This window comes from Paraburkholderia sp. 2C (assembly GCF_054589215.1).
Window position 1 is genome coordinate 55,981 of record NZ_BAAILL010000029.1, and the last position, 12,418, is coordinate 68,398.

Here is a 12,418-nt window from a genome sequence, read left to right on the forward strand (position 1 = left end):
ATGGCCGCGCGAAGTCGATCGATCAGCCCGCTGATGCGCGCAAAGGTGCGGGCGGAACGAGGGTGGTGATCCGGCCGTTTTTGACGTCGTAGACGAGACCCGATACGACGAGGCCGTCGGGGAGTTGCTGGTTCGCCCTGAGTGCTGCGACGTCAAGCGCCACCGCTTCGTGGGGATTCGCAATAGCAAGGTCGTCAAGCGCGTCCGTTTCGACGCCAAGATGCTTCGCGAGCAAGGCGGGAGCGTGCTTGTGGCAGCCGATGATTCCGCAATCCGTGTGCTGCAGCAGGACAAGATTGCGCGCGCCGTCGGGACGTCCCGCTGCTTTCGCGACCACGCTCAGCACTGCGAGCGTTTCGAGCAGCGATTTGTTCACCCGGCCCCCGACGTTGCGGATCACGGCCGCTTCACCCTGCTTCAAACCCAGCACACTCGCCGGATCGACGCGTGGATCGACGCAACCGACGACGACCGTTCCTGTCGACGGCATCATCTCGAGTTCAGGTGCAAACGCCGTTTGGGAAAAGTCGGCGTTGCGTTCCAGCATGACATCGTTGAAATTCATTTTCATCCTCCTGCGTGTTGGGGTGAAGGTGTCCGGTTCAGTCTGCGTTTGTCTCGCTTCGTAGTCGCGAAAAGCGGACTCGACGAGGCCATCGCGCAATGGCGCGCACGGCTCAGGCGAGCACTTCCAGGTCCGGCGCCGCCGCTTCTCCGGGCACGCGCAGCGACCGCTCGATCACATGGGTCTTCGGCGTACGGTCGATCACCAGCCCCAGCACGTCGGGACGGCTGTAGTGACCGCGCGAGTCCATCATGCGTTTGCGCTTGTCGATCTGCCAGAAATCCAGATCGGCGATGATCTCGCCCTCGCCTTCACGCAGCGGCTGACCGCCCATGAACTCACCCTCCGGCGAAACGATGGCGGTAAAACAGCCGCTGGAGATCGGCCCAGGCTCGGTTGTATGGGTATCCTGAAGAATCTGCTGTTGCTGTTCGGGAGTCAGCCACGCAGTCGCGTTGACCACGAAGGCGCCGGCCTCCAGCGCGTGCTGGCGGATATTGACCGAGATCTGCTCGGAAAACAGATCTCCCGCGAACGAACCCGGATACATGGCCGAATGGATTTCCTCGCCGTCGGCCATCAGCGCATAGCGCGCGAGCGGGTTGTAATGCTCCCAGCAGGCCAGCTGGCCGACCCGGCCCACGGCGGTATCGATGGCGCGCAAGCCCGAGCCGTCGCCCATTCCCCAGACCATTCGCTCGTGATAGGTCGGGGAGAGCTTGCGGCGGCGTTGCACCAGCGTGCCGTCGGCGTCGAACAGCAACTGCGTGTTGTAGATCGTGCCGCCGTCGCGTTCGTTGACGCCAATCGACACGACCATTCCAGCCTGCCGGGCCGCTTCGCCGATTGCGCGAGTCGTGTCCGACGGAACGGTCACTGCCTGCTCGAGCAGCTTGTAATGCTCGGCGCCCATCGCAAAGGGCGATTCGATGAACGAGAAGTACGGGTAATAGGGAACGACAGTCTCCGGAAAAGTCGCGAACTGCACGCCCTGCCGGCCGAGCTCCAGAATTTTCCTGACCACTTTATCGACTGTGCCTTCCCGGCTATAGAGGACAGGCGCGATCTGAACGGCGGCGGCCCGGATGATTTTCGACATGATGGTGTTCCTTTCGCTGCTGCGAGGCGGATGAGAGAAGTGCTTGTACCTTAGCGGCCCGAGCCCTTACGATGATGTCGTTGTTGCCACCATTCATGACATCCGTCGCTCGGCGCAGCACGCGCAACACTCCGTTTCACCAGCCTGCTATCCGGGAATCACCTCGAGACGGCGCTCGTTCATGCCACGTTCATATTGCGGATGGCGAAATAGATATGCACCGGATTGGCTTCATCGTGCCGAGACGATTTCAGATGATGAGCCTCGCCGCCCTCACGGTGTTCGAGGTCGCGAACATGCCTCCCCGAGGTCCGTGCTATGAGGTCCACGTGTTGTCCGAGCACGGCGGCCCGGTCGAATCTTCGGGCGGCATGTCATTGAACACCGAAGCGTTTGGCGATCCGGCATTCGACACGGTCATCGTGGGTTCCATCACGGAAATGAAAATGCCGTCTTCCGATGCTGGCGTCATAGCGTTCGTGAAAGAGGCAGCCAGGGCATCAAGACGGATAACGTCTATCTGCAGCGGTGCATTCGTTCTCGCCGAGGCCGGCTTGCTGGATGGCAGACGCGCGACGATGCATTGGGCTCATGCGTCCGAATTCCGGGCGCGTTTTCCCAAGGTCATCACCGAGGAAGACCGGATTTTTGTCAACGACGGCCCGATCTGGAGCTCGGCTGGCATGACAGCGGGCATCGACCTCGCACTGGCGCTGCTCGATCACGACCTCGGCCCCGATGCCGCGAAATCGGTCGCCAGACTTCTCGTTATGAACCAGCGACGGCTCGGCGGCCAGAAGCAGCATTCCGCGCTGCTCGACATGACGCCCAAATCCGATCGGATCGAATCGGTCCTTGCGCACATTCGACGCAACCTGCGCAATCCGCTGACCATCGAAGAACTGGCGGATGTGGCCAATCTGAGCCCTCGTCAGTTCAGCCGTGCCTTTGTCGCCGAGACGGGGCAGTCGCCCGCAAAGGCAGTGGAACAGCTTCGCCTCGAAGCGGCCCGATTCATGATCGAGCAAGGCCGGCACACCATTAACGTGGTGGCGCAGGAAACCGGTTTCGCGGACCGGGAACGCATGCGCCGTGCGTTCCTGCGCGCGTTTGGGGTACCGGCCGACGTGCTGCGCAGAAACGCCAGGCGGGAACCGGTCACGCACAGGTGACGGTCGGACCGATCAATGTGGCTGTTGAAGCGACGGGTTGTTCCGACGTTTAAAGCGTTGACCAGACCGCCCCCAACGCCGTCGACTACTCCACACACTGGAACGAATCGGCCCGATTGACGTCGCCGCCTTCATACCGCGGCCACTTCGGGTAATCGCACAGCGGCCGCGTGCGACCGGGGACGCCGGCGGTGTCGGTGGTCACTTGCCCGACTGGCGCTTTGCCTCGCTCGACCCATTGCTGGAGCGCCGATAGCGAATCCCAGGTCGCGTTGAAGGTGCTGCTCGCCGCATGACCCATTCCGGGAATCTCATAGAAGCGCACAAACGAATCGACTTGGCGAGGGCCAAACCGCTCTTGCAGCCGTCGATAATATTGCTCGGTTGCACGCGTGCTAACCAGCACATCGGCTACGCCATGAACGAGCAGCAACTTCCCTCCTCGCTCCCTGAACGCGGAGATATCGGTGCTTGCGTCGAGCTGCGAGCTGAGCTCGCTGATACGGTTGGCCCAGACACCGGGCTGCTCGGGATCGAGCGACAGGGAATCGAAGCCCGGGTCGCGCGTAACCGAATATTTGATCCACTGGTCGGTAAGAACGCTGATGTAGGGCGCTGTCGCAGGCATCGGATTGGCCGGCTGCGAGGTTCCGAGGGCGAGGAACGTGACCTCGGGCTCGACGGGCGAAGTGCGCGAGGTAATGCCCAGATCGGCGCCCCAGACGTTGTATCCGGGGTATTGAGTCTCGCCGCTCGCGAGTCGAAAGCGAAAACGGGTTGACGTGTTGATCGTTTTCAACGCTTCGATCTGTGCGTCGGACAGGCAATTGTCGCCGGTGTCCGCGCCCTTCGGACAGCGCAATGGCGCGCCGTTCAGGGTCGCGGTGGACGGGTCGAAGCGTGCGTTGCATTGTTGCTGGTCGCTGATCAGGCCGTCGGCCACGCCGTCCAGCGCGTCGCACGCCTCAATCGCCGCATCGTACACGGCCTTGCGTTTGCCGACGGAAAGATACGCGCCCGGTTTGGCTAGCGCGCGGTTCATTCGATGACCGCCGAGCAGCGCCGCTGCGTCATCCCAGGCCGGATACCATGCAATCGCCCCGTCCCAATCCGACGGCCAGCGCTGGATCGCCGTCACGGCTTCGCGCCCGCCCGTCGATCCGCCGGCGAAATACGCCTTATGCGGCAGATGCCCATAGCGGGCCTTGATGATTGCGAGCGCCGCGTCGTGCGTTTTCTTTAACGCGTCGCCGCCGAAATTCCTGACCGCCTCGTCGTTCAAGCCAAAGCGCCCGTCCTGCGAAGCCAGCGCGTTCGCCTGATGGCCGGAGTCGCTCGCAAAGGTCGCATAGCCGCGGCCGAGCGGCACGGGTTGATCGATCGGGCCATTCGGTACGTTGCCCGTCACGTCGGGAATGGTGCCGTCAAAACCCCCACCGCCGAACATGACGACCTTATCGTTCCATTGCGCAGGCAACGCGACCTTGAACTGAATCTGCGGCGCCGACCTGTCGAGTGGAGAGATCTCGCCCGTGACCTCGCAGTACGCCGGTAACGCAGTTGCTCCGCTTCCGCGGGCAGCGACCGGCGTGACCGCGGTGACGGTCGCACCCGATGTCGGCAAGCCGATCTCGGACGAGGGCACGACCAGGCCTTGCAGACGTTCGCAGGCGGCGACATCGTGCACAGGCAGCGTCGCCGCGATGCCGGATGCCGAGGTGGCCGATGTCAACAACAGCGCGACGACGCGCGCGACTTTCGAACCGCGCAGGTGAACTGGAATCATGATGTCTCCGTTATGACCAACGTTTTTCGTCTGAATCCATCGCACAGCGAATCGCTTTTTTAGGGGCCGCGACGCCCTGCGCGTGATGCTGTCGGGATGCCGTCAAAGATATTCGACGTTGCCATCGACACTGATGGCTTGCCCCGTGATGTTGTGCCCCGCGGGCGACGCGAGGAAAAGTGCCATGGCCGCAATGTCGTCGACGGTCACCATGCGGCGAAGCGAGATCTTTTTCAGGTATTGCTGTTTCATCTCGTCGAACGAGACGCCGGTCGATTCGGCACGTGCCGCGATTACGCTGTCCATCCGTTCGCCTTGTACGACCCCAGGCAAAATGGCATTGACGCGAATGTTGCTCGGTCCAAGCTCGACTGCGAGCGACTTGACCAGTCCGACAATCGCCCATTTCGTCGATGCGTAAGGCGTGCGAAACGCGTAGCCGAGCCGGCCCGCCACCGATGACATCGCAATGATCGCCGGGCAATCGGATGTCTCTTTCAGCAACGGCACCGCCTTGCGCAGGAAGTAGAACTGGCTGTTCAGATTGGTCGAAATGGTGCGTTCCCAGTCGTCCGGCTGGATGGACTCGACCTCGCCTGTCGGACCCGCGATGCCCGCGTTGTTGATCAGAACGTCGAGGCCGCCGAGCGTTGCGCGCGCGTCGTCGATGATCTTGTCGACCTGCTCGCGATTCGCCACATCCGCCACGCCGCTATGTAAATTCGGATGCCTTTCTTTGGCATTTTCCACTGCTGCGCGGTCGACATCGCAGATATAGACGCGTGCGTCAGCCTGAACGAAAGCCTCGGCCATCGCCGCTCCAATGCCCGCGGCCGCACCCGAGATAAGCACGCGCAGGCCGGGTCTTGGCTTCAAAAGCTCAAACGTATCCATGTGTCGCAGCCACAAAGTGAAATTGCACGGTCCGCCGGCGGTCAGCTCTTCGAAGTCTTCAACTGCGCCCCGTTACCCGTTGCCGGTATGGGACGCTCCGCCGCGCGGATGGCCTTGGCCAGGAGCGGCACGAGACACAACCCGAGCACCGATGCAACCACCACGACGTTGAAGCCGGAGTCGCTCCTGCCGGTTAGCGTCTCGGCAAGCCCGAACAGATACGGCCCGACAAAGCCGCCCAGCAAACCGACCGTATTGATGAAAGCGAGACCGGCCGCAGCTTGCACACCCTGTAACCGCTTCATCGCGACAGCCCAATAGGAAGGCAGAATGCCGCCCGCGAACAAGCCCGTGATGCCGAGCAGAACGATTTGCGCCGCCTGATTCCGGATGGCGATAAACGCACATGCGGCGACGACAACGCCCGCGGTCAGGACACCCAGGAAACCGCAATCGTTGTTGATGCGGCGGTGGATGCGCGGCAGCGCTAACACGCCAATCAGGAAGCCGATGCCGACACTGCTCGACAGCAGCCCGACAAGAAGCGGCGACTTCACATGCATCTGCCCGACAATCGACGGAGTGAAGAAGTAAAGGCCGACGAACGCTACCTGATTCAGGAAGTAAATCAGCGCGATAAGCACCGTGGTCGGACGTTTCAATGCGGCGACCCACTGCGTCGACGCGAGATCCGCGTGCCCATGCGTGTCAATGACCGCGTGATCCTCGAGCGCCTGCGCTTCCTGCGGCGTCAGCCATTCGACTTCGGATGGCCGGTTCGGCAGCTTGAAGAACAGAATGATGCCGACCACGATGGTGGGCAAGCCTTCGAGCAGGAACATCCACTGCCAGCCACGCAGCCCCGCAATGCCGCCCAGTTGCATCAAGCCTGCGCCGAGCGGATTGCCGATGATGAGCGCAATCGAAGGGGCCGTATAAATCCAGCCCACGGCGACCGCCCGGTCTTTAGGCGCAAACCACAACGTGACCATGTACATCAAGGCCGGAAACAGCCCCGCTTCCGCGACACCCAGCAAGACGCGCAGAAGGTAGAACGACCACTCGCCTTGCACGAACATCATGGCCGTGGATAACACGCCCCAGGTGACGGCGATGCGGGCGATCCAGACTCGCGGACCGAGACGATGGGCCGCGAGATTGCTCGGAACTTCGAGAAGCGCGTAACCGATAAAGAAGATGCCCGCGCCGAGGCCGTAAGCGGCGGCACTGATACCGAGGTCAGCCGCGAGTGCGCTCTTGGCCAGCGCCACGTTCGTGCGGTCGATAAACGACATGAAATAGATCGCGCACATCAGCGGGACGACCCGCGTCATCGCCTTGCGAGTCGCTCGCCGGTGAATTTCACCGAGGCTGTGGTCAACCGTGGCTGCAGTCATGATGTCTCCGGAAATTGTCCTGCGTGTTTTTTCTTGTGTTGCGCGTCGGGTGACGCCCGATCGGCGTTGCAGGAGAAACGCGGCCCCGCCTGCGCGAACTTCGCGCGCGGCGCCCTCTGTTTAAAGCGAGACGTTTTCGCGTCCCTTCAATCCCAGCATTGCGCGGGCATCGGCCGGCGTCGCGATATCGAAAGAAAGCTCTTCGAGAATTCTGCGAATCTTGCGGACCTGGTCGGCATTCGATTTTGCCTTCACGCCCTTCGACAGATAGACGCTGTCTTCCAGACCCACGCGGACGTTGCCGCCCATGATCGCCCCCATCGTCACGAGCGACATCTGATGACGGCCGGCGCCAAGAATCGAAAACTGATAGTTCTCACGCCCGAACAGACGATCGGCGGTCGACCTCATCGATAAGAGGCTTTCCGGGTCGGGGCCGATCCCGCCGAGAATGCCCAGGACGGACTGGATGAAAAATGGAGGCTTGACGAGTCCGATGTCGATGAAATACGCGAGGCTATACAGGTGCCCGACGTCGTAGCATTCGAACTCGAAGCGCGTACCGTAGTCGTTGAACTCGGTGAGGATGTTCCTGATGTCCCGGAACGTGTTCCGGAAAATCATGTCCTCCATCCCTTCGACGTATTCTTTCTCCCAATCGAATCGCCAGGACGACATCTTTGCCGCGACCGGATGCAGCGAAAAGTTCATCGAACCCATGTTCAGTGAACACATCTCGGGTTGGGCAATACGCGCATAGGCCAAACGCTCGTCGAGCGTCATACGCGTGCTGCCGCCCGTGGAGATGTTGATGACTGCATCGGTCTGTGCGGCGATCGCAGGGACAAACTGGCGGAACACTTCCGGCGAGGGCGTTGGCCGGCCGTCTTGCGGATTGCGTGCATGCAGATGAAGAATGGCTGCGCCGGCCTCGGCGGCCTCGAGCGCTTGTGTCTTGATGTCATCGGGCGTAAGTGGCAGATATTCCGACATGGACGGCACGTGCGCCGACCCTGTCACTGCACATGTGATGATGACTTTGCTGGCCGAATTTCCCATTTAGTGCTTTGTCTCCAACTGGTTTGCGGGTCGCACATCCACGATGCGGACCCGTCTCTTGTCCCATTGATAGTAGTGAGATACGATTCACGATGTAAGGTCTTTTTCGGACAAGCTGATGTCCCCCGCGGACACTTCGGGAGGCATGATGTCCTCGAAATTCCCGCTATTGAACGAGCGCATCTATGCGCCGTATAAGATTGCGGCGCTGGTCGAAGTGCTTGCGGAGCAAGGCATTGCGCCCGAGGACAGCCTGCGGGGAAGCGGCGTCGAGCCTGACCAGATTGACGATGCTTCGGTGATGACCTCGGTCAGGCAATACGCGGCGGTATGCAGAAATGCGGTCAGCCTTTCGTCCGATCCGGGCACGCCGTTCAGGACGGGAGCGCGGCTTCATCTGGCCGCATACGGAATGTATGGCTACGCCCTGATGTCGTGTCTTTCGCTGCGCGACTACTTCCGCCTCGGCGTCAAATATCATCGGCTGGCGACGCCGACCATCACGATCGAGTGGACCGAGTATCCCGATACGTCGGTCTGGACCTTTCCGGACGCCTTCTCGTCGAACCTGCCGCACGATGTTCAGCAGTTCCTGCTGGAGCAGCAATACACCCAGCACGTGACGCATCTCGAAGATGTCGCCGGGCAGCGCTGCCCGCCGATGCTTGCGCGCTTCTCCTACCCGGCGCCGGACTACGCCGCGATCTATACGCAGTATCTGGGTTGCCCGTGCGAATTCGACGCTGAGGAGTGCCAGCTCATATACGACAGCGCCATACTCGACATGAAGCCGCATCTCGCGCACCGGCATTCCGCCGCGCTCTTGCAGGAGACTTGCGACCGGCTGATCGGGCAGGCGAAAACATCATCGGGTGTATCGGGCGAGGTGTATCAACTGCTGATGCGCAAGCCGGGTGTGTTTCCGAGCATGGAATCGGTGGCGGTCACCCTCAGGATGACCAGCCGAACGCTGAGGCGGCGTCTGGAATCGGAAGGCACGTCGTTCGTTGCGATTGTCGATGACGTTCGTTGCTCGCTCGCCACCGAGTATCTGAAGAGCACGAAGCTCAGCACGGACGATGTCGCCATGCTGGTCGGTTTCAGCGACACGGCCAACTTCCGCCGGGCGTTGAAACGATGGACGGGTAAGGGCCCGGGTGAGATTCGCGATCAGCCATGAGTCGCGATGTTGGGCAGCGGACCAGGCCGCGGTGCGGGCCTCCGTAAAACCCGGTGACGGACATGACTGCCCGGCCAGCAAGCGCACGTCCCGGATTTTGAGGCGACTCAAAGCGATCCTTGCCGCCCTTTCCCGCGTAGTCCGGAAGCGGCCGCTTACGAACCCGCGGCGGACATCTATCGCGCTTGGGCGACGCGATCGCAGGCTCGCGGGTCAAGTATTTTGAGCGCCTGCGGCTGTCCCCTGTTCAAGCTTCGATGTTCATCGGACCGAACGACACGACACCGGTGCTGCCGTCGGGTCGCCTGAACAGCGTCGCGCGATCGCCATTTACAGCGTGGCTCGCGATGGACAAGGGCTGCGTGAAACCCACCGTTACGGCGGCGAGCTTTGCATGGTTTCGATTCCGCACCTGATCTCCGGGCCTGGCGCCGGCCGCGTTTTCTGTTTGCGCGTCACTGGCCGCTGCGCGCAGCAAATCGAGTGCGGTACTTGCGCCGTGCAGCGTCGGGTGTCCGAGTTCGGCGATCAGCCCGCGCGGACGGCTTCCGCCGTCGTCGTTAGTACCCTCGGGATTCTGATCCCGCCCGACTGGTCTCGAAGCGCCTGGCGTGGCGGAAGTAGCAAGCGCGCCTGGGTTGGCAACACTGATAACCGACGAGGTCGCGGACACCGACTGATTGTCGAGCGAAACCGACAACGCGCCACTATCGGGATCAAATGTTATCGACACCGAACCTGCGCGTGCATTGACGATTGTCCCCGACGCCGACAGCGTCGTCCCATAACCGGCCGACACGACAATATTGCCCGCAAAAGCTTGTGTGAATCCGGATACCGCGAACGATTCGGCAGAGGTCGCGGCGAAGCTTGCATTCAGGCTGACAGAACCGCCTTTTGCCAGTTGTTCGCCAAAACTCGCACTGGCTGCCTCGGCTTGCTGCGCCGTAAAGCCGCTTTCCACCATTAAGCTTTGAAGCGCACCGCTCAGTTCGCTGTCAGCGGTTGCCGTCATCTCCCGTTGCCCGGTCGCTGGATCGACGGTGGTTGCTGTTTGCAGGATCTGCCCGAAGGCGGCCTCGAACTGGCTGACGTTGGCCGTCGCGAGCATCGGGAGCGCAACCGCCTGAAGCGTTGTCAAATCGTTCTGCACTTCCTGCATTTGGCCGATATCAACCAGGCCAATCTGCGGCCCTGCGGATTGACTCGATGATTTCCGCCCGCCGCTGCCGGGCGTAGGCGAAATACTTTGTAAGCCCGGTAACTGGGCGTCGGTGATGCCGCTGATCGGTGAGGACATTCGGGTGTACCCAAGCGTGATTGAGTATTCGGGATATTCTGTCGCGCCGCTGAGCGACGAAGGTGCGAGGCTCACCCGGAGATATCGACCAAAACGTTGCAGGGCTTTAGCTCACACGACGCATCTTTTATGCCCTTTGCGGCCATCGCCGCGCGCCTGAACGCTCGCGGATCGAATGTTTCAGCCGAAGAGATTCGGCTTACGAAAACATTCCGAGACTCGACCGGACGCCTGACGTCGGTTGGCGAGCGGTCGTCATCCGCTGACTGGGGGCTAGCGACGAGCGGCGGCGAGGCCATCAGCGTACCGATCTGAAAGTAAAGGTCGGGGATTTCATCGCAATGCATCTTCTGCATTCGGATGTAGCCTGGAAGGCGAAGCATTCTGTCGTTGTACTGCACGTCATCGGCCACAAAGTGATAAAGGCCCGGCCAGTCGTACCGGTTAAGACAGGCGATAGATCCGAGGTATAGCTCCGGCAGGTTCGGCCCAGCGGTAGCCGCGCCCGATTCATTCCTCGTAAAAAACGTGCGCATCGTACATCTCCCTGGCGCCGTTGATGATAGATATCAGGACTACCGTTGAATTCCTGAACGGATCTTAAGGTACCGGCAAACTACATCTTCAGCTCTCGTTGCATGGTGCCGCCGTCCCGAGGCGATATGCGGGGTGCGAAGACAATGCTCACCATACGCACCAACTATGAGTCATCGCATTCAAACGTATTGGACGCCGAACATCTTTCAACCCTAACCCGGCGAACGCTTGTAGACTCGATATGCATCCATGCTCGAGTAACAGCTGCAAATTACACCAAGGTTTTTTCTTTCTTACATTATATTTTGGATAACTATGCATCTCGGTAAGCTTGCCAATCACGTGCTCGCTCATGTCGCGTCGATCGCGATCGGGACGTCGAGTTTATGCGCCAGCGCCCACGAGACGTCCTGGCGTCAGAAAGCGACGGATTCAACGTCCGGCGCCGGTACGATCCTGAGCGCCGTGCAAGACCTACCGCTAGACGGCGGCGCATATCAGCGTGTGCTGTTCTATGGTCCGAAGCATGACATGCGCGGCATTATCGTTATGTTTCCGGGCGGAGCAGGCGATGTCGGCATCGAACGCGACGGCTCAATCAAGCACGACGACAACTTCGTTGTACGCACGCGTGAGTTGTGGGCTCAGCGTGGCTACGGCGTCGTCATCGTCGACGCGATCGATCATCAATCGATGCGCGGCAAGCGCAGCACGCCGGAATACGCGGCTGTAACGCAAAAGATTCTGGCTTTCGCACATTCGGTGTCGAATGTCCCGGTGTGGGTGATGGGCACGAGCCAGGGATCGATTGCGGCGATGAACGCCGCTTCGCATACAGGGCATCAGGCGTTGGCCGGCGTGATGTTGACAGAATCCGTTTCCGTATTGGGCAAGTCCCATGAAACCGTGTTTGACGCTAGCCCGCAGGATGTCCGCGTGCCTGCACTGGTCGTCGCGAACCGCGACGACCGATGTTCAGTCGCGCCGCCGTCGAAGGCGAACGAGATCGCGGATGCCATGCGCAATGCCCCATCGGCGGTTCTGTTCGTCGAGGGCGGAATAGCAAAGTCGTCAAACGCATGCAGCTCGCGGTCGCCGCACGGCTATTGGGGTATCGACGAGAAGGTCGTCGACGATATCGACAAGTGGATGCTGCGCGCATCGCGCCCGGGAGAGATTTCGCGATAGAGCAAGCAGTGCATGGCGGCGGCAAACGCAAAGATCTACATGTACGAAACCTGGGCGCGGGGCGATCTCGCCGAGATGCTGGCCGGCGGCGATCCGACCGCTTCAGCATTTCCTGAATCGTATCTGTCGGCCCCTACCAGGCTGACCGATGCGAATCACAACGCTTACTACAGCGCGGCCAGGCATGACGGCGCGATCGCAGCCGTGGGGCCGGTGGGCGAGGCCTGGCAGCTCGCATGGA

General features: G+C 61.0%; 11 protein-coding genes. 3 read left to right on the forward strand and 8 right to left on the reverse strand.

Annotated elements, in window-relative coordinates:
• Positions 1–22 precede the first annotated feature (22 nt).
• Together ACYPXD_RS06720 and ACYPXD_RS06725 are read right to left on the reverse strand one after the other, a co-directional pair.
• On the reverse strand, positions 23–565 hold the full coding sequence (locus ACYPXD_RS06720; protein WP_459708873.1) for a carbonic anhydrase: 543 nt from the start codon (positions 563–565) through the stop codon (positions 23–25).
• Positions 566–677: 112 nt separating this feature from the next.
• Entirely contained in the window at positions 678–1,664 is a 987-nt protein-coding gene (locus ACYPXD_RS06725) for a nitrilase-related carbon-nitrogen hydrolase (RefSeq protein WP_459708875.1), read from the reverse strand.
• Positions 1,665–1,879: 215 nt separating this feature from the next.
• On the opposite strand from ACYPXD_RS06725, the gene ACYPXD_RS06730 reads away from it, so the two are divergent.
• Positions 1,880–2,836, forward strand: a complete 957-nt coding sequence (locus ACYPXD_RS06730) for a GlxA family transcriptional regulator (protein WP_459709112.1) — start codon at positions 1,880–1,882, stop codon at positions 2,834–2,836.
• A gap of 85 nt (positions 2,837–2,921) precedes the next feature.
• On the opposite strand, the gene ACYPXD_RS06735 is transcribed toward ACYPXD_RS06730, so the two are convergent.
• The 4 genes from ACYPXD_RS06735 to ACYPXD_RS06750 all read right to left on the reverse strand — a co-directional run bounded on the left by ACYPXD_RS06735 (position 2,922) and on the right by ACYPXD_RS06750 (position 7,972).
• Positions 2,922–4,622 carry a tannase/feruloyl esterase family alpha/beta hydrolase gene (locus ACYPXD_RS06735; RefSeq protein ID WP_459708877.1) on the reverse strand — a complete coding sequence of 567 codons (1,701 nt, stop codon included), beginning with the start codon at positions 4,620–4,622 and terminating at the stop codon, positions 2,922–2,924.
• Positions 4,623–4,724: 102 nt separating this feature from the next.
• A complete protein-coding gene (locus tag ACYPXD_RS06740; RefSeq protein ID WP_459708880.1) occupies positions 4,725–5,516 on the reverse strand; it encodes an SDR family oxidoreductase in 792 nt (263 codons plus the stop codon).
• A 41-nt stretch (positions 5,517–5,557) separates the two neighbouring features.
• Entirely contained in the window at positions 5,558–6,913 is a 1,356-nt protein-coding gene (locus tag ACYPXD_RS06745; RefSeq protein ID WP_459708882.1) for an MFS transporter, read from the reverse strand.
• Positions 6,914–7,033: 120 nt separating this feature from the next.
• A complete protein-coding gene (locus ACYPXD_RS06750; RefSeq protein ID WP_459708885.1) occupies positions 7,034–7,972 on the reverse strand; it encodes a beta-keto acid cleavage family enzyme in 939 nt (312 codons plus the stop codon).
• Positions 7,973–8,120: 148 nt separating this feature from the next.
• Here ACYPXD_RS06750 and ACYPXD_RS06755 point away from each other — a divergent pair, with 148 nt between their 5' ends.
• Positions 8,121–9,152 carry an AraC family transcriptional regulator gene (locus ACYPXD_RS06755; protein WP_459708887.1) on the forward strand — a complete coding sequence of 344 codons (1,032 nt, stop codon included), beginning with the start codon at positions 8,121–8,123 and terminating at the stop codon, positions 9,150–9,152.
• Positions 9,153–9,399: 247 nt separating this feature from the next.
• On the opposite strand, the gene ACYPXD_RS06760 is transcribed toward ACYPXD_RS06755, so the two are convergent.
• The gene (locus tag ACYPXD_RS06760) at positions 9,400–10,452 is read right to left on the reverse strand and encodes a hypothetical protein (protein ID WP_459708889.1); all 1,053 of its coding nucleotides are present in this window, start codon (positions 10,450–10,452) and stop codon (positions 9,400–9,402) included.
• Between the two features lie 71 nt (positions 10,453–10,523).
• Positions 10,524–10,988 (reverse strand): nuclear transport factor 2 family protein, encoded by a 465-nt coding sequence (locus tag ACYPXD_RS06765; protein WP_459708891.1) that lies wholly within the window; start codon positions 10,986–10,988, stop codon positions 10,524–10,526.
• 466 nt (positions 10,989–11,454) lie between these two features.
• On the opposite strand from ACYPXD_RS06765, the gene ACYPXD_RS06770 reads away from it, so the two are divergent.
• On the forward strand, positions 11,455–12,177 hold the full coding sequence (locus tag ACYPXD_RS06770; RefSeq protein ID WP_459708893.1) for an alpha/beta fold hydrolase: 723 nt from the start codon (positions 11,455–11,457) through the stop codon (positions 12,175–12,177).
• Positions 12,178–12,418: the final 241 nt, after the last annotated feature.